General features: G+C 71.0%; 19 protein-coding genes. 8 read left to right on the forward strand and 11 right to left on the reverse strand.

The genetic code is table 11. The features are described 5' to 3' along the window. Positions 1 to 60: 60 nt before the first annotated feature. Positions 61 to 1341 (forward strand): ATP-dependent Clp protease ATP-binding subunit ClpX, encoded by a 1281-nt coding sequence (clpX, locus tag ITJ68_RS08100; RefSeq protein ID WP_194660717.1) that lies wholly within the window; start codon positions 61 to 63, stop codon positions 1339 to 1341. 99 nt (positions 1342 to 1440) lie between these two features. On the opposite strand, the gene ITJ68_RS08105 is transcribed toward clpX, so the two are convergent. Continuing rightward, a complete protein-coding gene (locus ITJ68_RS08105; protein WP_194660718.1) occupies positions 1441 to 3465 on the reverse strand; it encodes a M3 family metallopeptidase in 2025 nt (674 codons plus the stop codon). A 162-nt stretch (positions 3466 to 3627) separates the two neighbouring features. Next, positions 3628 to 4215, reverse strand: a complete 588-nt coding sequence (locus ITJ68_RS08110; protein ID WP_194660719.1) for a TetR/AcrR family transcriptional regulator — start codon at positions 4213 to 4215, stop codon at positions 3628 to 3630. Between the two features lie 124 nt (positions 4216 to 4339). Between ITJ68_RS08110 and ITJ68_RS08115 the strand changes: the two genes are divergently transcribed. Further along, complete coding sequence (locus ITJ68_RS08115; protein ID WP_194660720.1) at positions 4340 to 5179, forward strand: alpha/beta fold hydrolase; 840 nt, start codon at positions 4340 to 4342, stop codon at positions 5177 to 5179. A gap of 53 nt (positions 5180 to 5232) precedes the next feature. Here ITJ68_RS08115 and ITJ68_RS08120 read toward each other — a convergent pair whose 3' ends face one another. Continuing rightward, positions 5233 to 5484, reverse strand: a complete 252-nt coding sequence (locus ITJ68_RS08120) for a hypothetical protein (protein ID WP_194660721.1) — start codon at positions 5482 to 5484, stop codon at positions 5233 to 5235. A gap of 47 nt (positions 5485 to 5531) precedes the next feature. After that, a complete protein-coding gene (valS, locus tag ITJ68_RS08125; protein WP_228504861.1) occupies positions 5532 to 8126 on the reverse strand; it encodes a valine--tRNA ligase in 2595 nt (864 codons plus the stop codon). Between the two features lie 260 nt (positions 8127 to 8386). Between valS and proP the strand changes: the two genes are divergently transcribed. Continuing rightward, positions 8387 to 9970: a glycine betaine/L-proline transporter ProP gene (gene proP / locus ITJ68_RS08130; protein ID WP_323743250.1), complete on the forward strand. Its 1584-nt coding sequence runs from the start codon at positions 8387 to 8389 to the stop codon at positions 9968 to 9970. 173 nt (positions 9971 to 10143) lie between these two features. Here proP and ITJ68_RS08135 read toward each other — a convergent pair whose 3' ends face one another. Genes ITJ68_RS08135 through ITJ68_RS08150 form a run of 4 tightly spaced genes read right to left on the reverse strand, consistent with a single transcriptional unit; the run spans position 10144 to position 15329 of the window. Then, complete coding sequence (locus ITJ68_RS08135; protein WP_194660722.1) at positions 10144 to 11835, reverse strand: ATP-binding cassette domain-containing protein; 1692 nt, start codon at positions 11833 to 11835, stop codon at positions 10144 to 10146. Continuing rightward, the gene (locus ITJ68_RS19530; protein WP_323743251.1) at positions 11832 to 12719 is read right to left on the reverse strand and encodes an ABC transporter permease; all 888 of its coding nucleotides are present in this window, start codon (positions 12717 to 12719) and stop codon (positions 11832 to 11834) included. The genes ITJ68_RS08135 and ITJ68_RS19530 overlap by 4 nt, the downstream gene beginning before the upstream one ends. Continuing rightward, the gene (locus ITJ68_RS08145) at positions 12716 to 13723 is read right to left on the reverse strand and encodes an ABC transporter permease (RefSeq protein ID WP_323743252.1); all 1008 of its coding nucleotides are present in this window, start codon (positions 13721 to 13723) and stop codon (positions 12716 to 12718) included. The genes ITJ68_RS19530 and ITJ68_RS08145 overlap by 4 nt, the downstream gene beginning before the upstream one ends. A 4-nt stretch (positions 13724 to 13727) precedes the next feature. Beyond that, a complete protein-coding gene (locus ITJ68_RS08150; RefSeq protein ID WP_228504863.1) occupies positions 13728 to 15329 on the reverse strand; it encodes an ABC transporter substrate-binding protein in 1602 nt (533 codons plus the stop codon). Between the two features lie 61 nt (positions 15330 to 15390). Here ITJ68_RS08150 and ITJ68_RS08155 point away from each other — a divergent pair, with 61 nt between their 5' ends. After that, positions 15391 to 15990 (forward strand): TetR family transcriptional regulator, encoded by a 600-nt coding sequence (locus ITJ68_RS08155; RefSeq protein ID WP_194660724.1) that lies wholly within the window; start codon positions 15391 to 15393, stop codon positions 15988 to 15990. Positions 15991 to 16060: 70 nt separating this feature from the next. Here ITJ68_RS08155 and ITJ68_RS08160 read toward each other — a convergent pair whose 3' ends face one another. Then, complete coding sequence (locus ITJ68_RS08160; protein ID WP_194660725.1) at positions 16061 to 17092, reverse strand: cation diffusion facilitator family transporter; 1032 nt, start codon at positions 17090 to 17092, stop codon at positions 16061 to 16063. A 247-nt stretch (positions 17093 to 17339) separates the two neighbouring features. Here ITJ68_RS08160 and ileS point away from each other — a divergent pair, with 247 nt between their 5' ends. From ileS to ndk, 4 genes are read left to right on the forward strand one after another with little or no spacing between them, the layout of a single operon-like run. Continuing rightward, a complete protein-coding gene (gene ileS / locus ITJ68_RS08165; protein ID WP_194660726.1) occupies positions 17340 to 20594 on the forward strand; it encodes an isoleucine--tRNA ligase in 3255 nt (1084 codons plus the stop codon). Then, on the forward strand, positions 20591 to 22129 hold the full coding sequence (locus ITJ68_RS08170) for a bifunctional folylpolyglutamate synthase/dihydrofolate synthase (protein WP_194660727.1): 1539 nt from the start codon (positions 20591 to 20593) through the stop codon (positions 22127 to 22129). Before ileS ends, ITJ68_RS08170 begins: the two co-directional genes overlap by 4 nt. After that, positions 22126 to 22542, forward strand: a complete 417-nt coding sequence (locus ITJ68_RS08175) for a DUF4233 domain-containing protein (protein WP_194660728.1) — start codon at positions 22126 to 22128, stop codon at positions 22540 to 22542. The genes ITJ68_RS08170 and ITJ68_RS08175 overlap by 4 nt, the downstream gene beginning before the upstream one ends. 34 nt (positions 22543 to 22576) lie before the next feature. Next, positions 22577 to 22996 (forward strand): nucleoside-diphosphate kinase, encoded by a 420-nt coding sequence (gene ndk / locus ITJ68_RS08180; protein ID WP_194627893.1) that lies wholly within the window; start codon positions 22577 to 22579, stop codon positions 22994 to 22996. Between the two features lie 68 nt (positions 22997 to 23064). On the opposite strand, the gene ITJ68_RS08185 is transcribed toward ndk, so the two are convergent. After that, on the reverse strand, positions 23065 to 23931 hold the full coding sequence (locus ITJ68_RS08185) for a DsbA family protein (protein WP_194660729.1): 867 nt from the start codon (positions 23929 to 23931) through the stop codon (positions 23065 to 23067). A 201-nt stretch (positions 23932 to 24132) separates the two neighbouring features. Further along, positions 24133 to 24732 (reverse strand): vitamin K epoxide reductase family protein, encoded by a 600-nt coding sequence (locus ITJ68_RS08190; protein WP_323743253.1) that lies wholly within the window; start codon positions 24730 to 24732, stop codon positions 24133 to 24135. Positions 24733 to 24763: the final 31 nt, after the last annotated feature.

Consider the following 24763-nt stretch of genomic DNA (forward strand, 5'->3'; position numbering starts at 1 on the left):
CCCCACGACGACCTCGTGCTCACGAGCAGTGCTGCACGTCAACCAGGGGAAGGCTCGAGCATGGCACGCATCGGAGAGAGCGCCGACCTCCTCAAGTGCTCCTTCTGTGGCAAGAGCCAGAAGCAGGTACAGCAGCTCATCGCTGGTCCCGGCGTGTACATCTGCGACGAGTGCGTCGAGCTGTGCAACGAGATCATCGAGGAACGCCTGGCAGAAGCCAGCGACGAGTCCGGCACGGGGGAGTTCGAACTCCCCAAGCCGCGGGAGATCTTCGACTTCCTGCAGGAGTACGTCATCGGGCAGGACCCCGCCAAGCGGTCGCTGTCGGTGGCCGTCTACAACCACTACAAGCGCATCCGGGCCCAGGGGCAGATCACCGCCGCCGAGGACCGTGACGACGTCGAGATCGCCAAGTCGAACATCCTGCTGATCGGCCCGACCGGCTGCGGCAAGACCTACCTGGCGCAGACCCTGGCCAAGCGCCTCAACGTGCCGTTCGCCGTCGCCGACGCCACCGCGCTGACCGAGGCCGGCTACGTGGGGGAAGACGTCGAGAACATCCTCCTCAAGCTCATCCAGGCCGCCGACTACGACGTCAAGCGTGCCGAGACGGGCATCATCTACATCGACGAGGTCGACAAGATCGCGCGCAAGGCCGAGAACCCCTCGATCACGCGAGACGTCTCCGGTGAAGGTGTCCAGCAGGCACTCCTCAAGATCCTCGAGGGCACGGTCGCCTCGGTCCCGCCGCAGGGTGGCCGGAAGCACCCGCACCAGGAGTTCATCCAGATCGACACGACGAACGTCCTGTTCATCGTGGCCGGGGCCTTCGCGGGGCTCGAGGAGATCGTGTCCTCCCGCGTCGGCAAGAAGGGCATCGGCTTCGGCGCGCAGCTGCACAGCTCGCTCGACCACCAGGACCTGTACTCCGAGGTCCTGCCCGAGGACCTCCACAAGTTCGGGCTCATCCCCGAGTTCATCGGTCGTCTGCCGGTCGTCACGACGGTCTCGCAGCTCGACCAGGTCGCGCTCATGGAGATCCTGACGAAGCCGAAGAACGCCCTGGTCCGCCAGTACCAGCGCATGTTCCAGATCGACGGCGTCGAGCTCGAGTTCGACCAGGGCGCGCTCGAGGCCATCGCCGACCTCGCCGTCCTCCGGCAGACCGGTGCCCGCGGCCTCCGCGCGATCATGGAAGAGGTGCTCGGCCCGATCATGTTCGAGGTCCCCTCGGACGACGACGTCGCCCGCGTGGTCGTCACCCGGGCCTCCGTGCTCGAGAACGCCGCGCCGACGATCGTGCCGCGCGCACGGGCCAAGCGCATCGAGAAGTCCGCGTAGTCGCTCCCCACGAAGGGCCCCGCACCGAGTCGGTGCGGGGCCCTTCGTGTGTGTCCCGAGCGTTCAGACCGAGGCCGTCTGACCGACCGGCTGCCTGGCCTACTCGAGGCCGCGGCGTCGGAGCAGCGGCCCGACCTCGGCGTCACGGCCGCGGAACTCGCGGAAGGCCTCGATCGGGTCCTTCGACCCGCCCACGCCGAGCAGCATCGTGGCGAAGCGGCGACCGGCCGCACGGTCGAGCCCACCGTGGTCGCGGAACCACTCGACCGTGTCGGCGTCGAGCACCTCGCTCCAGATGTACCCGTAGTACCCGGCGTCGTACCCGCCGGAGAACGTGTGCGCGAAGTACGTGGACGAGTAGCGCGGGGGAACGGCGACGACGTCGATGCCGGCGTCCGCGAGGGCCTGGCGCTCGAAGGCCTCGACGTCGGTGACGGCTGCGGCCTCGGCAGCCGAGAGTCGGTGCCACGCCTGGTCGAGCAGCGCGGCGGCGAGGTACTCCGTGGTGGAGAAGCCCTCGTTGAACCCGGCGGAGTCGCTCAGCCCGAGGACGAGCTCCGGCGGCATCGACTCCCCGGTCTCGTGGTGCTTGGCGTAGTTCGCCAGGACCTCGGGCCAGGACACCCACATCTCGTTCACCTGGCTCGGGAACTCGACGAAGTCGCGCTCGACGTTCGTGCCCGAGAACCGAGGGTACGTCGTCCGCGCGATCAACCCGTGCAGGGCGTGCCCGAACTCGTGGAACAGCGTCTCGACCTCGTCCTGGATGAGGAGCGTCGGGGAGCCGGCAGCGGGCTTCGCGACGTTGAGGTTGTTCACGACGACCGGCAGCGTGCCGAACAGCGCGGACTGCTCGACGACGGGGTTCATCCACGCCCCACCCCGCTTGCCGTCCCGCGTGTACAGGTCGAGCAGGTACAGGCCGACGGGGGCGTCGTCCTCGTCGGTGACCTCGAAGACACGGACGTCGGCGTTGTACCCGTGCAGGTCGGGCCGCTCGGCGAACTTCAACCCGTACAGGGCGGTTGCGGCGAAGAAGACGCCGTCGTGCAGCACGCGGTCGGCCTCGAGGTACGGGCGCATCGCGGTGCTGTCGGCGGCGAACTGCTCCCCGCGCAGGATCTCGGTCGCGTAGGCCCAGTCCCAGGCCTCGACGTCGAAGCCGACGGTCCGGGAGCGCACGGCACGCTCGTCATCGGCGTTCGCGGCGGCGGCCCCGACGAGGGACGACAGGAGCCCGTCGACGGCCTCGGGCGTGCCGGCGGTCTCGTCGGCGGTCACGACGGCGGCGTGGTTCGGGAACCCGAGGAGCTCGGCCCGTTCGGCACGGAGCCGGACGATGCGCAGCAGGACCTCGCGGTTGTCGTGCTCGTTGCCCCGGCGCCCGCGCGAGAGCGACGCCCGCATGACCCGCTCGCGCAGGTCGCGATCGGCGAGGGACGCCAGCCACGGGTGCCCGGTGTACAGCGGCAGCGTGATGAGCCAGCCGTCGAGTCCGCGGTCGGCGGCGGCACCGGCGGCGGCGGACTTCGCACCGTCGTCGAGGCCGAGGAGCGACGCCTCGTCCGTGACGTGCACGGCGAGGTCGTTCGTGTCCTCGAGCAGGTTCCGCTCGAACGTGGTGGTGAGCGTCGAGAGCTCCTGGTTGATCGCGGTGAGGCGTTCCTTGCCGGCGTCGTCGAGCCCGGCACCCGCCAGGGTCATCTCCGTCGCGGTGCGCTGGACCAGGCGGAGGTCCTCGCCCGCGAGCCCAGCGGCCTCGGCGCCGTCGAGGACGGCCCGCACGCGGTCGTACAGGCGGGAGTCGAGGGTGATGGCGTCACGGTGCGCGGCGAGGAGCGGTGAGACCTCGGCCTCGAGGTCGTGCAGTTCGGGGGAGGAGTCCGCCGAGCTCAGCGTGAAGAAGACGTACGAGACCCGGGCGAGCAGCTGCCCGCTGCGCTCCAGGGCCACGAGCGTGTTCTCGAGCGTCGGGGCGTCCGGGTTCGTCGCGATCGCGTCCACCTCGGCCCGCTGCTCGGCCATGCCGGCGTCGAACGCCGGTCGGTAGTGCTCCAGCCGGACCTCCTCGAACGGCGGGAGGGCGTAGGGGAGGGTGCTCGGTACGTCGAACGGCGTCGTCATCGCTCCACCCTACGGGTGCGCACCACGCGAACTCGGAGGACCGTGCACGGGCAACGGGCAACGGGCAACGGGCGACGGGCGACGGGCGACGGGCGACGGGCGACGGGCGACGGGCGACGGGCGACGGGCGACGGGCGACGGGCGACGGCGACGCCCACCGCCTCAGCGCGTCGCGACGTCGATCAGCGTCGCAGCTGCGAGCCGCGCGTGCCGAGCGGGCGCGGTGTCCCCGGCGATCGCCGCGGTGGTCTGCGCCCCTTCGGCCAGGAGCGCCAGCTGCGCGGCCAGCTCCTCAGCACGTCCAGGGTCGGGGACGGCCTGCAGCGCCAGCCCCTCGACGTACCGCTGGAAGGAGTCCTTGTGGGCCCGGGCGATCTCGGCCACGGCGGGCGATGTCGCGCCGAGTTCCCCGAAGGCGTTGATGAAGCCGCAGCCGCGGAACGTCTCGTCGCCGAACCAGGTCTCGAGGAAGTCGTACATCGCCAGGAGCTTGTCCCGGGGGGAGGTGGCGGCGTCGACCGCCTGGCCGATCCCGCGCTCCCAGTAGTCGTGCCGTCCGGCGAGGACCGCGGCGATCAGCTGCTCCTTGCCGGGGAACGCGGCGTAGAGCTTCTTCAGGGAGACACCGGCGGCGGTGCGGATCTGGTCCATGCCCACGGACTGGATGCCCCGTGTGTAGAACAGCTCGTCCGCCACGGCGGTGATGTGCGCGCGGACGTCCGGGTCGACGGTGTTCGTCGTCGCTGCCATGGTCCCTACCCCTCCGCAGGCTGTTCACCCGTTGCCCCTTGCGCTGGGAACGGCCGTTCTCTAGTGTAGGGCACATCGACGGAGAACGACCGTTCTCCAGCGGAGTACGAGGAGAGGATCCACCATGGGCACCATCACCGTCGGGACCGAGAACAGCGTCGACATCGCGCTCCACTACGAGGACAAGGGCCAGGGGCAGCCGATCGTGCTCATCCACGGCTTCCCGCTGGACGGCAACTCGTGGGAGGGCCAGACCCCCGCGCTCCTCGACACCGGCTACCGCGTCATCACGTACGACCGTCGCGGGTTCGGCCAGTCCTCCCAGCCGAGCACCGGGTACGACTACGACACCTTCGCCGACGACCTGCACACGGTCCTCGAGACCCTCGACCTGCACGACGTGATCCTGGTCGGCTTCTCGATGGGCACCGGCGAGATCGCCCGCTACATCAGCCGCCACGGCGAGGACCGGATCGCCCGCGTGGCGTTCCTGGCCTCTCTCGAGCCGTTCCTCACGATCACCGAGGACAACCCCGACGGCGGCGTGCCGGCGTCGTTCTTCGAGGGCGTCTCCGCGGACGTCAAGAAGGACCGGTACGCGTACTTCACGGCCTTCTACGAGGGCTTCTTCAACCTCTCCGAGAACCTCGGCACCCGCATCTCCGAGGAGCAGGTCCGGAACGCCTGGAACGTCGCTGCCGGTTCGGGCGCCATCGCGTCCGCCGCCGCACCCCTGACGTGGGGCACCGACTTCCGCCAGGACATCCCGAAGGTCACCGTCCCGGCCCTGATCGTGCACGGCACGGCCGACAACGTCCTGCCGATCGACGCGACCGGTCGCCGGTTCACGAAGGCCCTGCCCGCAGCGGAGTACGTCGAGATCGAGGGTGCCCCGCACGGGCTCCTGACCACGCACACCGCCGAGGTCAACGAGGTCCTGCTCGGCTGGCTCGCGAAGGCCTGACTCCGAGCACGACAGACGGGACCCCGGGGCACGAACGCCCCGGGGTCCCGTCGTCAGTCCTCTTCCGCCGCGTCGTCCGGGTTCGTCACCTGGGCCCGGCCGGCGTCGTCGAGGTGGATCGACGTGCCGTCGTCGAGCGTGACGATCGGCTTGCCCTCGAGGAACGTCAGCGTCCACCCCCACGTCGACACGTCCACGGACTCCGCCGCGAGCTCGTCCTCGACCCCTCGCACGGCGACGACGAGCGCCTCCGCCAGTCGCGCGGGTGGCTGCCCACCCACGCTCCATCGCGTTCCCAACTGCATCCGAGCCTCCTGGCTGTCCTGTCGGTCCTGGTCCGTCGGGCGCGCGCCTACGCGGGCTGCTCGGCCAGCTCGATCTCGATGACCGCCAGCTCCGGGCCGTCCACGAAGGACAGGTCCTGGATGCGGCCGACGGCCGCCAGGTCCACGGCCGCACGCTCGACGAGCGCACGCGTGGACGCGGGAGCCGCGACGACGGCACGCGTCACGGGCGTCTTCTGGGACGCCTTGGCGGCGGTCTTCGCACCACGGATGCCGATGAGCGCCTGTCCGACGGCGGCGAGCAGCCCGGTCTCCGCAGCGTCGACCGGCAGGTCGTCGGCGGTCGGCCAGGAGGCCCGGTGCACGCTGGTGTCGTGGGTCCAGGCCCACACTTCCTCCGTCGCGAACGGGAGGAACGGTGCCAGCAGCCGGAGCAGCACGTCGATCGCGGAGCGCAGCGCCAGGACCGCGCTCGCCTGCGTCTCGTGGGTCGCGTCCGGCGCGGTGCCGTAGGCGCGCTCCTTCACGAGCTCGAGGTAGTCGTCGCAGAAGGTCCAGAAGAACCGCTCCGTGACCTCGAGCGCGCGGGCGTGGTCGAAGCCCTCGAAGGCCGTGGTGGCCTGCTCGAGGGTGCTGCGGAGCGCCGCGAGCATGTCGACGTCGAGCGCCTCGGTGACGCGGGTCGCGCCGGAGGGCAGCTCGAAGCCGTAGACGAACTTGGCAGCGTTGAGCACCTTGATCGCCAGACGACGACCGACCTTGATCTGCTTCGGGTTCTGCGGGTCGAAGGCCGCGTCGGTGCCGAGCTTGGACGAGGCCGCCCAGTAGCGGACCGCGTCGGCGCCGTGCTGTTCGAGCACGGCCATCGGCGTGACGACGTTGCCCTTCGACTTCGACATCTTCTTGCGGTCAGGGTCCACGATGAAGCCCGAGATCGAGGCGTTCCTCCACGGCACGACGTCGGCTTCGAGCTGGCTGCGGAGCACGGTCGTGAAGAGCCACGTCCGGATGATGTCCTGCGCCTGCGGGCGGACGTCGTACGGGTACACCAGGTCGTAGAGCGCCGGGTCGGTCTCCCACTTGCCCGCGAGCTGCGGGGTCAGGGACGACGTCGCCCAGGTGTCCATCACGTCGACCTCGCCGACGAAGCCGTTCGGCACGCCGCGCTGCTCCGACTGGTAGCCGGGGGCCGGCTCGGAGGACGGGTCGACGGGCAGCTGGGCCTCGGTCGGGACGATCGGCTGGTCGTACACCGGGTTGCCGTCGGCGTCGAGCGGGTACCAGACCGGGATCGGCACGCCGAAGAAGCGCTGGCGGGAGATGAGCCAGTCGCCGGACAGGCCACCGACCCAGTTGTCGTACCGGACGCGCATGAAGTCCGGGTGGAACGCGATCTCCTCGCCGCGGGCGCGGAGGGTCGCCTTGAGGTCCTCGTCCCGCGCGCCGTTGACGATGTACCACTGGCGCGTGGAGACGATCTCGAGCGGCTTGTCGCCCTTCTCGAAGAACTTCACCGGGTGGTTGATGGTCGTGATGTCCCCGACGAGGTCGCCGGACGCGGTGAGGGCGTCCACGATGACCTTCTTGGCGGAGAAGACGGTCTTGCCGGCGAGCTCGGCGTAGAGCTCCTGGCCCTGCTCGGACTCGATCCAGGCGGGCTGCTCGGAGCGGACACGGCCGTCGAAGCCGATCACCGCGCGGTTCGGCAGCTGCAGCTCGCGCCACCAGACCACGTCGGTGGTGTCACCGAACGTGCAGACCATGGCGATGCCGGCGCCCTTGTCCTTCTGCGCGAGGTGGTGTGCGAGCACCGGCACCTCGACGTCGAACAGGGGGGAGCGGACCGTCGTGCCGAAGAGGTCCTGGAAGCGCTCGTCGTCCGGGTGCGCGACGAGGGCGACGCACGCGGGGAGCAGCTCGGGGCGGGTGGTCTGGATGACGATGTCCCCGGAGCCGTCCGACTTGTGGAACGCGATGCCGTGGTAGGCGCCCGGCATCTCCTTGTCCTCGAGCTCAGCCTGGGCGACGGCGGTGCGGAAGGTCACGTCCCAGAGCGTCGGGGCGTCGGCCTGGTAGGCCTCGCCGCGCTCGAGGTTGCGGAGGAAGGCACGCTGCGCGCTCGCGCGTGAGGTCTCGTCGATCGTGCGGTACGACTGCGTCCAGTCGACCGACAGCCCGAGGGTGCGGAAGAGCTCCTCGAACTGCTGCTCGTCCTGCACGGTGAGCTGGTCGCACAGCTCGATGAAGTTGCGGCGGGAGATCGGCAGCTGGTCGGCGGCCTTGCTCGACTTACCGTCGCCGCCCTCGAACGGCGGCGTGAAGTCGGGGTCGTAGGGGAGCGACGGGTCGCAGCGGACGCCGTAGTAGTTCTGCACGCGACGCTCGGTGGGGAGACCGTTGTCGTCCCAGCCCATCGGGTAGAAGACGTGCTTGCCGCGCATGCGCTCGAACCGGGCCTTGAGGTCGGTGTGCGTGTACGAGAACACGTGGCCGATGTGCAGCGAGCCGGAGGCGGTCGGCGGCGGGGTGTCGATCGAGTACACGGCGTCGCGGTGACCGGCGGCGTCGCGGTCGAAGCGGTAGGTGCCGTCCTGGTCCCAGACCGGTCCCCAGACCTGCTCGAGTCCGTCCACCGTGGGCTTGTCGGGCATGGGCTTGGTCATGGCTGCGCCTTTCGATCGGTATGTGCGGCACCGAGTCCGTGATGAGGTGCCTGAGTGTCCCGCACGTGGCGTGCGGGTCGGTCAATGCTACCGGCCATCGACGCCCCGGTCACGGGCGCCCAGCACACCGCCGTTTCGGGTAGACGCAGGAGCCTGGTAGTCTTCCGGGGTTTGTCCGGCGAGCGCGGAGCTCGCAAGTGCTGCACCGTTGCCGTCCCGCCGGACGCCCGAAGGACGCACAGCACACCGGAGGAACGAACGTGGCACCGAACACCGCATCCCACCAGCACGGCGATCGGCCCGTGCGGTCGAAGGGCGCTGCGAAGCGCACTCGCCGTGACCTGACGAAGGACGACGTCACCGTCGTCGAGGAGTCCCTGCTCAAGCGTGCCGTGGCCGCCGCCGCGCTCGGCAACGCGATGGAGTGGTTCGACTTCGGCATCTTCGCCTACCTCACCGTCACGATCTCGCAGGTCTTCCTGCCGCAGGGCGACCCGGCCTCGAACATCGTCGCGACCTTCGGGTTCTTCGCGGCCGCGTTCATCGTCCGACCGATCGGTGGCGCCGTCTTCGGCCCCATCGGCGACAAGATCGGGCGTCAGAAGGTCCTCGCGCTGACGATGATCCTGATGGCCGCCGGCACGCTGATGATCGGCCTGATCCCGTCGTACGACACGATCGGCTTCTGGGCGCCGATCCTGCTGCTCGTGGCCCGCTTCGTGCAGGGCTTCTCGACCGGTGGTGAGTACGGCGGCGCCGCGACGTTCATCGCCGAGTACTCGCCCGACAAGCGCCGCGGGTTCATGGGCTCGTGGCTCGAGTTCGGCACGCTCGCCGGCTACGTGCTCGGTGCGTCGATCGTCACCGGCCTGCAGTTCGGTCTGTCCGAGGACGCCCTGCTCAGCTGGGGCTGGCGCATCCCGTTCATCATCGCCGGGCCGCTCGGCCTGATCGGGCTCTACCTGCGCCTGAAGCTCGAGGAGACCCCGGCCTTCCAGAAGCAGCAGGAGCAGGCGGCCGAGCGCGAGTCGCAGAAGACGCCGTTCCTCAAGCTCTTCGCCGAGAACTGGCGCTCGCTGGTCATCTGCATCGGCCTGGTCCTGGTCTTCAACGTGACCGACTACATGCTCCTGTCGTACATGCCGACCTACCTCGAGCAGAACCTCGGCCAGAACGCCACGTTCGGGCTCATCCTGATCGTCGTCGTGATGCTGCTCATGATGGTCGTCATCACGTTCGGTGGCCGGCTGTCGGACCGCTTCGGTCGTCGTCCGGTGCTGGCCGCCGGCTGCATCGGCTTCATCCTGCTGTCCTGGCCGGCGCTGAAGCTCGTCCAGACCGGCACGGGCGTCGGGGTCTTCTCCGGCCTGCTCATCCTCGGCGTGGTCCTGGTGACCTTCACCTCGACGATGCCGTCCACGCTGCCGGCGCTCTTCCCGACGATCATCCGGTACGGCGCCCTGGCGATCGCGTTCAACGTGTCGGTGTCGCTCTTCGGTGGCACCACCCCGCTCGCGACCGCCGCGCTCATCAACGGCGCGAAGGACGCCGGCTACGGCTGGGCCGAGGACATCCCCGCCTTCTACCTGATGCTCGCCGCCGTCATCGGGCTCGTCGCGGTGTACTTCACGAAGGAGACCGCCTCCTCGCCGCTCATGGGCTCCGGCCCGACCGTCGGTTCCGAGGACGAGGTCGCCGGCGTGATCGACGACTACAACGACCCGACCTCCGACCTCGCGCAGTCCGACTGGGCGAAGGAGTTCTCGACGAGCGAGATCCCGGTGATCTCCGCCGACGGCTCCGGCCCCGCCGCGGACAGGGACACCGCGACCGCCGGGTCCTGACCGTCCGTCCACCGGCCTGGAGGCCCGACCTGCGTGAGCGGGTCGGGCCTCCGTCCGTCGGTGGGTGCGTCCGGCGCCGAGTCTCGCTCCGATGGACAGGCTGCGGCCGCCGGACTGCGCAGAGCGTCCGCCTGGCCGAGTCTCGGCGGGGCGTGCCGCGGGCCGCGCGCCGGCTACGTGGCGGGGCCCGCCGCCAGCCGCTCCGCGGAGGCGAGCAGCGCGACGGTCACGGGGTGGGCCGGGTGGGCGAAGACCTCGTGCGCGGGGCCGTGCTCCACCGCGGCCCCGTCGTGCATGACCAGCAGGTCGTCCGCGATGCGTCGAACCGCCCGCAGGTCGTGCGAGACGAACACCATCGCGACGCCGGTGCGCTCCCGCAGCCGTTCCAGGAGCGTCAGCACCGCGTCCTGCACGGTCGCGTCGAGTGCGGTCACGGGCTCGTCGAGCACGAGGACCGCCGGGTCGGTCGCCAGCGCGCGGGCGATCGCCAGCCGCTGCCGCTGCCCGCCGGAGAGCGTCAGGGGCGAACGGCTGCGGAGCGCGGGGTCGAGCTCGACCTGCCGCAGCGCCCGGTCCACCCGGTCGCCGAGGTCGCCCGTCGCACGTCGGGCAGCGCCGTCCGTCAGCGCGTCGACGAGCACCCGCTCCACGCTCCAGCGTTCGTCGAACGTCGCGCCCGGGTCCTGCACCACGGCGGCGACCCGTCGGCGTCGGGGGCGTCGCTCGCGTTCGGGGAGCGGTGCCCACGGCTCGCCGTCGAGGGTCACGGTGCCGGTGTCGGGGTCCTCGAGGCCGAGGAGCATCCGGACGACGGTCGTCTTGCCCGAGCCCGACGCCCCGACGACGCCGAGCGACCGTCCACGGTCCAGGGCGAACGACACCCCGGCCACGGCGTCCACGCGGTCGTAGGCCTTCCGCAGGTCCTGCGCCACGAGCACGGCCGCGCCGGCAGCCGGACCGTGCGAGGGTGCACACTCCGTACATGGGTCGGACCCCCGCACGGAGTGTGCACCCTCGCACCGGCCGACAGACCGCGCACCGTGCGTACCAGCGCCGGCAGCAGGACCAGCGCCGGCGCCCGCCGCAGCGCCGGCAGCAGCACCGGCGCCCGCAGCAGCGACCAGCGCCCTGGTCACCGGGTGCTCCGGCGCGCGGAGGACCCGGTCGACCGACCCCGACTCGACGACCCGCCCGCCGTCCATCACGACGACCCGGTCGGCCCACCCGGCGACGAGTCCCAGGTCGTGCGTCACGACGAGCAGCCCGGCACCCCGCTCCTGTGCCGCACGGAGCTGTTCCATCACCCGGACGGCGACCCCGGCGTCCAGCGCCGTGGTCGGTTCGTCGGCGACGACGAGCGCCGGCGCACCGATCGTCGCCGCGGCGATGAGCGCCCGCTGCCGCATGCCGCCGGAGAGCGTGCCGGCGAGCCGCCCGTCGGAGGCGATCGCGGGGTCGAGCCCGACGCCCTCGAGCGCGGCGCGGACGGCGTCCACGCGCTCCCTGGCGCTCATCTCGGTGTGCAGGCGCAGGGTGTCGGCGACCTCGCGCCCGACCGGACGCAGCGGGTCCAACGCACCGAGGGCCTCCTGGCCGACGTAGCCGACACGTGATCCGCGGACCGTCCGCCAGCGTCGCTCGGTGAACGCGCGGGTGTCGAGCCCGGCGACCTCGAGCCGGTCGGCACGGACGGCGGAGCCGGACGCGGAGAGCCCGAGCAGGGCCCGGACGGTGACGGTCTTGCCGGAGCCGGAGGCCCCCACGAGCGCGACGCACTCGCCGGTCGCGACGTGCAGGTCGACGTCGCGGACCAGCGTGTCGCCGCCGATCGTGACGGACAGTCCGTGGGCATCGAGGACGTTCACCGCAAGGCTCCTGTTCGTCGGAGTGCCCGGCCGAGCACGGTCACGGCGGTCGCGAGCACGACGATCGCCAGCCCGGGGAAGGTGCTCATCCACGGCGCGGTCAGCAGGTACGTGCGGCCGTCGGCCAGCATCGCGCCCCACTCCGGCGCCGGCGGAGGCGTCCCGACGCCGAGGTAGCTCAGCGCCGAGGCCCAGACGACCGCCTGCCCGATGCCGAGCGTGCCCACGGCGACGACCGGCCACAGCGCGGCGGGGAGCACGTGCCGGACGACGATCCGCCCGGGAGAGCGCCCGAGCAGCACCGCGGTCTCGACCACCTGCGAGGACCGTGCCGACCGGACGAGCCCCCGCACGATGCGTGCGTACCCGGGCGCGGTGGCGAACCCGACCGCGAGCATCGCCGGCACCGGACCGGGCCCGGTCACGGCGATCACGACGAGCGCGACGAGGAGCAGTGGGAGCGCGAACGCCACTTCGGTGACCCGCCCGACGACGCCGTCGACGACGCGTCCGCCGAGGCCCGCCACCACGCCGAGCACCACCCCGACGACCCCGCCGACCAGGGTCGCGACCACCCCGACGAGCAGGCTCGCGCGGGTGCCGGCCACGACCCGCGCCAGGACGTCACGCCCGGACTCGTCGGTGCCGAACGGACTCGACCAGCTCGGTGCCTGGAGTGCCTGCGTCGGGTGCACCGCGAGCGGGTGCGCCCCGCCGAGCAGCGCCGGCCAGACGGCGGCGAGCACCGCCAGCGCCACCACTCCGGCCGCCACCGTGCCGGCCGGTCCGAGCGTCCCCCCACGGAACCGCTCGGACCGGCCGCGGACGGTGGCGGCGTCTGCGTCGGTGTCGGCCGGGAGGCTCGGCTCGGCGATCCCGCTCACCGCGCGCCCGCCCCGTGGCCACGCGGGTCGACGGCCCGCTCGACGAGGTCGGCCACCGCGAGCACCACGACGTAGGCCGCCGCGGAGACGAGCGCGATGCCCGCCACGAGGGGCATGTCCCGCTGCGTCACGGCGGTCACGAGGGCACGCCCGATGCCCGGGAGCGCGAACACCGACTCCACGACCACGGCGCCGGACACCAGGGACCCGAAGGCCCAGGCGGACAGGGCGATCCCCGGCAGCGCCGCGTGCCGGAGCAGGTGGCGTCCGAACAGGCCCGCGCGGGTCTCGCCCCGGCCGCGGGCGGCGAGCGCGAAGGCCGAGCGCTGGGCGTCGACCACGCCGTCGCGGACCGTCTCGGCGAGGTACCCGGCGACGGGCACGGCCACGGTCAGCACCGGGAGCACCCACCCGCGGACGCTGCCGTCGCTGACCGCCGGCACCCAGCCGAGGGCGCTCGCGAAGACGACGATCAGGACGCTGCCGAGCCAGAAGTGCGGCGTGACGCTCGCCGTGACCGAGATCGCGCTCGTCAGGGCCGCGGCGACCCGGCCGCGCTGCGTGGAGCACCACGCGGCGACGATCGCGAGTGCCCACGCGACGACGAGCCCGGCGACCGCCAGGGTCAGCGTCACCGGGAGCTGCTGCCCGAGGAGCGTCGCGACCGGCGTGCGGAACGCGTACGAGTCCCCGAGCTGCCCGGTCGCGAGACGACCGAGGAACACCGCGTACTGCACGAGCAGCGGGCGGTCGAAGCCGTAGTCCTGGCGCACCTGGGCGACGGCATCGGCCGAGGCCTGCGAGCCCGGCCCGCCGAGCACCGCGAGCGCCGGGTCACCGGGGATGAGCCGGATGGCGACGAAGACGATCGTCGCCACCGCCCACAGCACCCCGATGCCGCCGGCCGCACGGCGGAGCGCCCACCGCGACCAGTGCCCTGCGACCGCAGCGGAGCCGGAGCGTCGCCCGTCCGTGGGACGCGCGGGGAGCCTCCTGTCCGTCACCGCGTCAGCGGTCGATCCAGGCGGTGCCGAACCACGGGGTGGAGACCGCAGTGGTCTCGATGCCGTGGACGGCCGAGCGGTACAGGAAGTGGTTCTGCTGGTCGTAGAGCGGCAGGACCGTGCCGCTGGCCAGGATCTTCTCCTGCGCGTCCTCGTAGAGCGTGCCGCGCTCGCCGGAGTCGGACGTCCGTGCCGCACGCTGCAACAGGTCGTCCACGGCCGGGTCGTCGAGCTGGGCGAGGTTCGCGAAGTAGCCAGACGGTGCCGGGGTGATGCTCGCGCTGTCGTAGAGGATGCGGAGCACGTCGGCGCCGACCTTCGTGTACGGGGCGCTGACGACGTCGTACTGGTTCTTCGCCAGGGCTGCGTACCAGCTGGACAGGTCGAGCTCCTCGAGCTGCACCTTGATGCCGACCTCGGCCTCGGACGCCTGGATCTGCTGGAACAGGCTGCGCTCAGCGGGGACCGACTGGTTCGTCGAGACCGGGAACGTCACCGTGAGCTGCTTGCCGTCCTTCTCGCGGATGCCGTCGCTGCCGACCTTCCACCCGGCGTCGTCGAGGAGCTGCTTCGCCGTCGACGGGTCGTACCGGAACAGCTTCCGGTCGGAGTACCCGTACGGCTCGACGCTCGAGAGCACCGAGTACGAGCGCTCGGCGGTGCCGAGGAACAGCGAGGTGATGCCGGGGTCGACCTCGGCGCCGGCGATGAAGGCCTTGCGCACGGCCTCGTCCTGGAACACGCCGTGCCCGGAGTTCAGCTCGAGGCGGTTCGACGCACCGGGGCGCGGGGCGTCGAGGTCGCGGATGGCGGCCTTCGCGGACGCGGCCTTGAGCTGGTCGGGCTGCGCGTTGTCGATGACGTCGACCTGGCCGGCCTGCAGGGCGGCGTAGCGCGAGGTGGCGTCGGGCAGGAAGCGCCACGTGATGCCGGACAGCCGCGGCTTCGTCGACCCCCAGTAGTCCGCGTTCTTCGCGAGCGTGACCCGGTCGCCGTGCTTCCAGTTCGTGACCGTGAACGGGCCGGTGCCGACGGGCGACTCGCAGTTGGCCGCTTGTGACCGCTCGAGTGCCTTCGGGCTCTCCATGCCGACCCACGGCTGCGAGAGGGACTCGAGCAGGGCGCTGTCCGGGCGGCTCAGCGCGAGCGTGACGGTGTGGTCGTCGGTCGCGGTCGCCTGCTTGACGGACTGCAACGCGAGGTAGCCCGTGCTGGACGCCGTCTTCGGGTCCTGCACGTGCTCGATGTTGCGCACCACGGCGGCGGCGTCGAACGGGGTGCCGTCGGTGAACGTGACGTCGTCGCGGAGGGTGAACGTCAGCGTCGTGCCGTCGTCGCTCGTGGTCCACTTCGTGGCGAGGGCCGGCACGGGCTTGCCGTCCCGCAGCCCGACGAGCTCCTCGATGTACTGGGTCGAGAGCAGCGCCTGCGGGTAGTTGCCGCCGACGTGCGGGTCGAGGCAGGTCGGCTCGGCGTCCCCGGAGGCGTACGTGAGCGTGCCGCCGGCGACCGGGGTGCTGCTCGTGGTTCTCGCACCCGAACCGGTGCAGGCCGTCAGGGCGATCAGGATCGTCGCGGCGCCCGCGACGGCGCTGACAGCGCGCATCCGAGCTTTCTGTACTGAGTCCAACATCATGGCGATCCGAGTCTAGCGGTTGAATGGCGGCATGGATGAACGCAGTCGCCGCGGTGGACGGCCACGCCGCTCGAGCGCCGAGGTGCTCGCCGACGCGGCGGCGGAGCTGTTCCTCGAACAGGGCTACGGCCGCACGACCGTGGACCAGATCGCCGCCAGGGCCGGGGTGAGCCGCGCGACGTTCTTCAACTACTTCCCGGCCAAGTCCGACGTGATGTGGCTCGAGCTCGACGCCGCCGTCGCCGCGCTGCCGGAGCTCCTCGCCGCGTCCACCGAGCCCACGGCCGTCCGGGCGGTCGAGGACGCGCTGCTCGCCGCCGCCCGGGCCCACAACCCGGAGCGCGTGCCGTGGGCGGTGGCCCAGGCCGAGGTGATGGGCATCGGCGCCGAGCTCGTCGCCAGCGTGGCCGCCCGGGTGATGGCCCAGCACACCGCGGTCGCCGCGTTCGTGGGGCGTCGGACGGGGGAGCAGGCCGGTGCGCTGTGGCCGCAGACGGTGTCGGGCGCGATGCTCGGGGCGGCCGCTGCGGCGTTCGGGGTGTGGGTCGCGGACGGGGTCGGCCGGCGCGCGCTCGTCGAGTACGTGGCGGCGGCGCTGACCCCGGTGGTCGCGGGGCTCGACGCGCGCTGAAGGGGCCTGCGCGCGCTGGCCCCCGGACACCCGTCCGGCCCCGGCGCACAAGCGCGGGGCGCGGGGCGCGTCAGGCCCGCAGCGTCCCCGCGCCACCCGAGGCCACGTCCTCCACGGTGCCGTCCCGGACCGTCTGGGGGATCGCGTCGCCGGTGGGCACGAGCGCCACGTCGTCCGGGTAGCTCAGGGTGAGGACCGCCTCCTCGATGTACTGGCTTTCCTCGAGTGACTTCTCGACGTCCCGCAGCCGGACGGCCACGTGGGACTCGTCCTCGTTCCCGGTGAGGTCGACCGCCGCCACCAGGTACACGCGGGACGGCCCGACGAACTCCAGGTGCAGGTAGGTCACGCGCTCCACCTGCTTCCGTGCGAGCAGCTCGACGAGCACCGCGTTCTCGAGCTCGGGGGAGGTGCTCTCGCCGAGCAGGAACCGGCGGTTGCGGTCGATGAGCACGATCGCCACGACGCCGAGCAGCAGGCCGACCGCGATCGAGCCGATGGCGTCGAACACCGCCAGGCCGGTGACCTGGTGCAGGAACACCCCGAGGAACGCGATGACCAGGCCCACGAGGGCCGCGGCGTCCTCGGCGAAGACGGCACGCAGCGTCGGGTTCGAGGACTGCAGCACGTGGCGCAGCACCGGCACCTTCCGCTTCGTCGCCGCTCCGTGCGCCTGGCGGTACGCCTGCAGGAAGCTCGTGCCCTCGAGGCAGAACGACAGCCCGAGCACGACGTAGTTGAGCACGACGTCCTCGGCCGGCCCGGTCTCCCCGAGCTCCGAGATGCCGTGGTAGATCGACACGATCGCGCCGGCGGTGAACAGGCCGAACGCGGCGAACATCGACCAGATGTAGGTCTCGCGCCCGTACCCGAGCGGGTGGGCCGCGTCCCGCTTCTTCGCTCCCCGCCGCTCGGCGATGAGCAGGAAGACCTCGTTGCCGGTGTCCGCCCACGAGTGTGCCGCCTCGGCCACCATCGACGCCGACCCGGAGACGAGCGCGGCGATCGACTTCGCGATGGCCACGAGCAGGTTCGCCCCGAAGGCGATGATGACGGTCAGCATGGACTCGGGACGGTCCTGCTGCTGTTCAGACGACGGCATCACTCAAGCATGCTCCCGTCCGGTAAAGTCGTGTTCCACAGGCATCGATCCGGCCATCACCGGGGAGCCTTCCGGAAGAACGCGGACCGTCTCGACGGGTCGTCAGTAGAACCGGGCGGGTTCGGGACCGTCACCATCCCCGACGACGAGCGGCCGTCCCGGTTCCACCGGAGCGGCAAGCGAGGTGGTACCGCGGAGCCCTCGGGCCCCGTCCTCGTGGAGACGAACCGAACCCACAGGAGCCCCCGTGCGTTACCCGCTCACCTCGAACACCGACGGCGTCACCCCGTCGCCCTCCTTCCCCGCCGTCGAGCAGGGGATCCTCGCCTTCTGGAAGGGCGACGACACCTTCCGCGCGTCGATCGAGGCCCGCACCGGCTGCGACGAGTGGGTCTTCTACGACGGCCCGCCCTTCGCGAACGGCCTGCCGCACTACGGGCACCTGCTGACCGGCTACGCCAAGGACGTCTTCCCGCGCTACCAGACCATGCGTGGCAAGCAGGTACACCGTCGCTTCGGCTGGGACACGCACGGGCTCCCCGCCGAGCTCGAGGCCATGCGCCAGCTCGGCATCACCGAGAAGCACGAGATCGACACCATGGGCGTCGACGTCTTCAACGCCGCGGCGCGGAAGTCGGTGCTGCAGTACACCGACGAGTGGCAGCAGTACGTCACCCGCCAGGCGCGCTGGGTCGACTTCGAGGACGACTACAAGACCCTCGACGTCACCTACATGGAGAGCGTCCTGTGGGCGTGGAAGCAGCTCTGGGACAAGGGCCTGGCGTACGAGGGCTTCCGGGTCCTGCCGTACTGCTGGAACGACCAGACCCCGCTGTCGAACCACGAACTGCGCATGGACGACGACGTCTACCAGATGCGCCAGGACCAGTCCGTGACGGTGTCCTTCCCACTGCAGGGGACGCGCGCTTCCGAGCTCGGTCTGGACGGCGTGCGGGCACTCGCCTGGACGACGACCCCGTGGACGCTCCCGACGAACGCCGCGCTGGCCGTCGGGCCGGCGGTCGCGTACGTGGTGCTGCCGGCCGGGCCGGGAGGCTCCGCTGACGGTGGTGACGCCGGTGCGGTCTCGTACCTGCTGGCGTCCGACACCGTGGCCGCCTACGCGAAGGACCTCGGCTACGAGACGGCCGAGGCCGCGGTCGCGGCCGTCACCCGCGAGCTGCAGGGCAGTGAGCTCGACGGCGTCGAGTACGAGCGCCTGTTCGACTTCCTCGCCGACACCGAGGGCATGGAGAACGGCTGGAAGATCCTGGTCGCGGACTACGTCGAGACGGGTGAGGGCACGGGCATCGTGCACCAGGCCCCGGCGTACGGCGCCGACGACCAGGAGGTCTGTGCCGCCGCCGGCATCCCCGTGGTGCTCTCCCTCGACGAGGGCGGCGTCTTCACGTCGCAGTTCGGCGAGGTCGCAGGCATGCTGTGGTCGGACGCGAACAAGCCGCTGACCAAGGCCGTGCGCGACGCCGGACGGCTCCTCCGCCAGGCGTCCTACGAGCACAGCTACCCGCACTGCTGGCGCTGCCGCAAGCCCCTCATCTACAAGGCCGTCTCGTCGTGGTTCGTCCGCGTCACCGAGATCCGTGACCGGATGGGCGAGCTGAACCAGGACATCACCTGGGTGCCGGACAACGTCAAGGACGGCCAGTTCGGCAAGTGGGTCGGCAACGCCATCGACTGGTCGGTCTCCCGCAACCGCTACTTCGGCACGCCGATCCCGGTGTGGGTGTCCGACGACCCGGCGTATCCGCGGCAGGACGTCTACGGCTCGCTGGCGGACATCGAGCGTGACTTCGGCCGCCTGCCGGTGGACGCCGAGGGCAACGTCGACCTGCACCGCCCGTTCATCGACGACCTGACCCGCCCGAACCCGGACGACCCCACGGGGAACTCGACCATGCGCCGGATCACCGACGTGTTCGACGTCTGGTTCGACTCCGGGTCGATGCCGTACGCCCAGGTGCACTACCCGTTCGAGAACCGCGAGTGGTTCGACAGCCACAGCCCCGCCGACTTCATCGTCGAGTACATCGGGCAGACCCGCGGCTGGTTCTACGTCATGCACGCGCTCTCCACCGCGCTGTTCGACCGGCCCGCGTTCACGAACGTCATCAGCCACGGCATCGTCCTCGGGTCCGACGGCCAGAAGATGTCGAAGTCGCTCCGCAACTACCCCGACGTCTCCGAGGTCTTCGACCGCGACGGCGCCGACGCGATGCGCTGGTTCCTGATGTCCTCGTCGGTGATCCGCGGCGGCAACCTCGTCGTCACCGAAGAGGGCATCCGCCAGGGCGTCCGCGAGTTCCTGCTGCCGTTCTGGTCGACGTACTACTTCTTCACGCTGTACTCGAACGCCTCCGGCGAGTCCGGGTACCAGGCCTCGCGCCGCACGGACTCGACCGACGTCCTCGACCGGTACCTGCTCGCGAAGACCCGCGTGCTCGTCACCGACGTCACGACGCACCTCGACGCGCTCGACACCCCGCTCGCGGCGCAGGCCATCCGTGACTTCGCCGACGTGCTGACGAACTGGTACGTCCGTCGTTCGCGCGACAAGTTCTGGCTCGGGGCTGAGTCGTCGTCCTCGGCGAAGGACGCCTTCGACACGCTCTTCACCGTGCTCGAGACCCTCGCCCGGGTCGCGGCCCCGCTGGCGCCCCTGGTGTCGGAGGAGATCTGGAAGGGCCTGACCGGCGGTCGCAGCGTGCACCTCACCGACTGGCCGGATGCCGCCGAGTTCCCCGCCGACGACGCCCTCGTCACGGCGATGGACCGCGTGCGCGACGTCGCGTCGAAGGGCCTCGCGCTCCGCAAGGCGACGGGCAAGCGCGTGCGCCTGCCGCTCGCCACGCTGACGCTCGTGCTGCCGGACAGCGACGCCGTCGAGCCGTTCACGGACATCCTCCGTGACGAGCTCAACGTCAAGCGGGTCGTGCTCGAGGCCCAGGCCGAGGAGTCCCTGGCGCAGTACGGCATCGAGCGCAAGCTCACCGTCAACGCCCGCGCCGCCGGCCCCCGCATCGGCAAGGCCGTGCAGCAGGTCATCCCCGCCGCCAAGAAGGGGGACTGGGTGGCGACGGACGCCGGCGTCACCGTCGGTGGCATCGACCTCGTCGAGGGCGAGTACACGCTCGACCTCACCGTCGCCGACGCCGCCACCGCGGTCGCGTTCCTCGACGGCGGCGGGTTCGTGGTGCTCGACACCGTGACCACGTCCGAGCTCGAGTCCGAGGGGCTCGCCCGCGACGTCGTCCGCGCCGTGCAGCAGGCCCGTCGTGACGCCGACCTCGACGTCAGCGACCGCATCGTCCTGACGCTCGGCGCCGACACGGTGGCCGCGGACGCCGTCCGGACCCACCAGGACCTCATCGCGGGGGAGACCCTCGCAACGACCATCGACGTGGTGGAGACCACGTTCGCCGACGGCGAGGGCACCGTCGTCGGTGACGGTGCCAAGGTGTCCGTGGAGGTGGCACGCGCATGAGCGACAGCAACCACGACCAGCACGACGACGGTCACGACGACGAGATCCGCTACGACGCCGACGGGATCGAGATCCCCGTCGGTCCGTCCGGCGACACCAGCCCGGCCGAGTCCGTGCCGTTCGGCGGGGACGACGAGGACGTCAAGCGCGTCGAGGCCGCCCTCTACGCCAGGATCGGCGAGCAGTCGCCCGAGCACCGGCTGACCGCGACCCGGCGTGCCGTCGAGCTCCTCGGCGACCCGCACCTGGCCTACCCGGTCGTCCACGTCACCGGCACGAACGGCAAGACCTCGACCGCCCGGATGGCCGAGAGCATCATCCGCGCGCACGGGCTGCGCACCGGACTCATGACGAGCCCGCACCTGGTCTCCATCCGGGAGCGCATCGTCATCGACGGCGAACCCATCGCGGCCGACCGTCTCGTCGAGAACTGGGACGACATCACCCCGATCCTCGAGATGACCGACGCCGAGCTCACCGCCAAGGGCGAGCTCCCGCTGACGTTCTTCGAGGCCCTGACGGTGCTCGCCCTGGCGTGCTTCGCCGAGGCGCCCGTCGACGTCGCCGTGATCGAGGTCGGCATGGGCGGCGAGTGGGACTCCACCAACGTCGTCCAGAGCCAGGTGCAGGTCTTCACCCCGATCGCCATCGACCACGCCAAGCAGCTCGGCACCACGGTCGCCGAGATCGCCCGCACGAAGTCCGGGATCATCAAGCCGTCCTCGGCGGTCGTGTCGAGTGCGCAGGTGCCCGAGGCGCTCGCCGAACTCGAGCGGGCCGCCGAGCTCACCGAGTCGTCCCTGGCGGTCGAGGGCACGGTGGGCCCCTTCGAGCCGGTACCTGACCGTCGCGAAGCGGCGGACAGGCCGAGCTCGCAGGGATTCAGCGTGCTGGACGTCACGCCGGCCGTCGGTGGCCAGCTCATCACCGTGCAGGGCATCGCCGGCCGCTACGACGACCTGTTCCTGCCGCTGTTCGGCGCACACCAGGCCCACAACGCCGCGGTCGCCATCGCCGCGGTCGAGTCGTTCATCGGGCGGGGGTCGCAGCCGCTCGACCAGGACGTCCTCAGCGAGGGCCTCGCCGGCGCCACCAGCCCCGGCCGTCTGCAGCCGATCGCCCAGGGACCGACCGTCGTGGTCGACGCCGCACACAACCCGCACGGCGCGAAGGCCCTGGCCGAAGCGCTGCCGATCGCGTTCCCCTCCGGGCACGTCGTCGGCGTGGTCGGCATCCTCGCCGACAAGGACGCCCGCGGGTTCGTCCGGGCGCTCCGCGACACCGTGCAGACGTTCGTCGTGACGCAGCCGCCGGGGGAGCGTGCGCTCGACGCCGACGCCTTCGCGCGGATCGTGGTGGACGAGGTCGGCGGTGACCGCGTCGTCGTCGAGCCCGTGCTCGCGCAGGCCCTGCAGGAGGCCCGCGACTTGGCGGACGAGGACGACGCCGACGACGCCATGGTGCTCGTCGCCGGATCCATCGTCATGGTTGGTGCCGTGATGGACCTGGTCCACCGGGAAGGGGGGTCGAAGTGACGGACGCAGGGGGAGCCTCCCGACCGGGTCGGCAGCCGCGCACACGGCGACCGCGACGCGACCGCGGAGCCCAGGAGAGCCTGCTCTCCATCACGCTCGTGCTCGAGGCGATCATGTTCTTCTTCCCGATGCTCGTCGTGTTCGGCAAGCACACGCTGCCGCCCGGACTGGCCTTCGGTGGCGGTCTCGCCGCCATCGTCGTGCTCGCGCTGGCGTCGCGTCTGACCGGCAGTCGTGCCGGTGTATGGTTCGGGTGGCTGCTCCAGGCAGCCATCCTCGCGACCGGTTTCATCGAGCCGTTCATGTTCGCGGTGGGCGTGGTGTTCCTGGCACTGTGGGTGTTCTGCTTCGCCAAGGGCGCGCAGCTCGACCGCCAGAACGCCGCTGCACGACGTGCCGCCGCCGAGGACTGATCCCATCCACCCCCGAACTCCAGGGAGCACCGCTGTGTCCGACTTCGAAGAGACCCTCGTCCTCGTCAAGCCCGACGGCGTCGCCCGCCAGCTCACCGGTGAGGTCCTGCGCCGCATCGAGGCCAAGGGCTACGAGATCGTCGACCTCAAGATGCTGACCGCCCCGCGTGACCTCCTCGACGCGCACTACGAGGAGCACCAGGGCAAGCCGTTCTTCGAGCCGCTCGTCGAGTTCATGCAGTCCGGCCCGGTCGTCGCCGTGCGCGTCGCCGGCAACGGCGTCATCGCGGGCTTCCGCTCGCTGGCCGGCACCACCGACCCGACCTCGGCGGCGCCCGGCACCATCCGTGGCGACCTCGGTCGTGACTGGGGCCTGAAGGTGCAGCAGAACCTGGTGCACGGTTCCGACAGCGCCGAGTCCGCCGCGCGCGAGCTGGGTCTCTGGTTCTCCTGACACGTCGCACACCCACGAACGACGACGGCCCCCGTACTCAGTGAGTGCGGGGGCCGTCGTCGTGTGGGTTACTTGGTCGAGCCACCGTTCTGCTCGACGAACGCGGCGAAGGAGTCGGTGTCGCTCCAGGCGCTGGTGTTGTCGGCGTTGTACTGCTTGCCGTTGACGATGACCGTCGGCGTGCCGGTGAGCTTCGGGATGTCCGAGTTCGCCAGCGGCTGGGTGAGCACGCGGTCCGTGGCGTCGGCGACCCAGTTCGCGAAGCGCTGGTCCGTGATGCAGGACTCGACGTCCTTGTTCGTGGCGCCGGCGTCCTTCGCGATGTCCGCGAGCTTCTGGTTCGTCAGGCCGCGGGTGCTCTCCGAGGGCTGGTTGGCGTAGAAGGCCGAGTTGACGTCGAGGAACGCGTCGGGGTCGTAGTTCGCGACGCAGGCGGCAGCGGCGGCGGCACGGGTCGAGTACTTCGAGCCGAGCGAGATGCGGTCGAGCAGGTTGAACGGGTGGATCTCGAGCGTGGCCGAGCCGTCCTGCACCCACTTCTTGATCTGCGGCATGTTGCCGGTCTCGAACTGGTTGCAGACGGGGCACATGTAGTCCTCGTACACCGTGATGTTGGCGACCGACTCGTCCTGCTTGGTGGCGGTCGGCTTGCCCTTCTCGGGGATCGCCTTCGTCTCCACGGGGACGATCTTGCCGTTCTGCCCCTGCAGCACGATGCCGTCGCTCGCCATGTTCTTCGGACCGGGGCCCGCCGGCTGCACCGAGTTCGCGATGACCAGCACCACGACCGCGACGACGGCGAGGCCGGCGAGGATGATGCCGCTGATCGTCAGCGTGCGGTTGCGGCGCTTGCGGGCCTTGTCCTTCGCGCGCTGGGCGGCGGCGCGCTCGCGGGCCGCGTTCCTGCGAGCCTTCTTGCTCTCGTTGTCGCTCATCGGGAACGAGCGTAACGGCTGCCGACGCGCCGACGGGGCGTCCTGGCTGAGAAGAGTCCAGGAATCAGGTGACACGTCACCGAGTTTGCCCCGGGCTGTCGACATCTGACGGCGCCGTCCACGTGGGCGTCCGCGACCGCGACCGCGTCCGCGACCGCGACCGCGTCCGCGTCCGCGCCGGCGTCCGCGTCGGCGTCCGCGTCACAGGAACGACAGGACCGTGGGGAACTTGATCAGGATCGTGACCACGATGAAGAGGTAGTTCGCCAGGGGGAACGCCCAGCAGAACGGCAGCAGGGCCTTCCCGACGCGACGGCCGCCAGCGCCGAACGTGCCCCGGGACAGGTTCCAGATGGTGAACACCCAGAACATCGGGATCGTCATCGCCCACACGAGCATGCACCAGGGGCAGAGCGCGCCGATGAACCAGACGGTCTGCGTGAAGAGCCACGTGACGAACACCCACGCCAGGAACACCCCGGCGTTGAACGCGGTCCAGAACCACCTGGTGCCGCGGAACCCGGCGAGCAGCACCACGCCGACGGCGATCGGTGCCACGAAGCCCATCACGCCGATCAGCGGGTTGGGGAAGCCGAGCAGGTGCCCCTGCGCACTCGTCATGACGTCCGAGCAGTTCACGAACGGGCTCACGTCGCACGAGAGCACTGCCTTGGGGTTCTCGTACTTCGCGAACTCGTCGAGGACCAGGCGGAACGCCGCGTAGAGCGCGACGACACCGGTGACGAGCAGGAGGATCGCGATCGCGACGGGACGACGGGTGGTGGGTGCTGTCGTGGTCACGGCGTCATCATGACACGGCCCTCCGACCGTT

This window comes from Curtobacterium sp. VKM Ac-1395 (assembly GCF_015350975.1).
Lineage (GTDB): Bacteria > Actinomycetota > Actinomycetes > Actinomycetales > Microbacteriaceae > Curtobacterium.

Bases quoted from the DNA above. Each gene is read 5' to 3' on its own strand.
- clpX (WP_194660717.1), top strand. From the start codon at position 61: ATGGCACGCATCGGAGAGAGCGCCGACCTCCTCAAGTGCTCCTTCTGT.
- ITJ68_RS08105 (WP_194660718.1), bottom strand. From the start codon at position 3,465: ATGACGACGCCGTTCGACGTACCGAGCACCCTCCCCTACGCCCTCCCG.
- ITJ68_RS08110 (WP_194660719.1), bottom strand. From the start codon at position 4,215: ATGGCAGCGACGACGAACACCGTCGACCCGGACGTCCGCGCGCACATC.
- ITJ68_RS08115 (WP_194660720.1), top strand. From the start codon at position 4,340: ATGGGCACCATCACCGTCGGGACCGAGAACAGCGTCGACATCGCGCTC.
- ITJ68_RS08120 (WP_194660721.1), bottom strand. From the start codon at position 5,484: ATGCAGTTGGGAACGCGATGGAGCGTGGGTGGGCAGCCACCCGCGCGA.
- valS (WP_228504861.1), bottom strand. From the start codon at position 8,126: ATGACCAAGCCCATGCCCGACAAGCCCACGGTGGACGGACTCGAGCAG.
- ITJ68_RS08150 (WP_228504863.1), bottom strand. From the start codon at position 15,329: ATGCGCGCTGTCAGCGCCGTCGCGGGCGCCGCGACGATCCTGATCGCC.
- ITJ68_RS08155 (WP_194660724.1), top strand. From the start codon at position 15,391: ATGGATGAACGCAGTCGCCGCGGTGGACGGCCACGCCGCTCGAGCGCC.
- ITJ68_RS08160 (WP_194660725.1), bottom strand. From the start codon at position 17,092: ATGCCGTCGTCTGAACAGCAGCAGGACCGTCCCGAGTCCATGCTGACC.
- ITJ68_RS08170 (WP_194660727.1), top strand. From the start codon at position 20,591: ATGAGCGACAGCAACCACGACCAGCACGACGACGGTCACGACGACGAG.
- ITJ68_RS08185 (WP_194660729.1), bottom strand. From the start codon at position 23,931: ATGAGCGACAACGAGAGCAAGAAGGCTCGCAGGAACGCGGCCCGCGAG.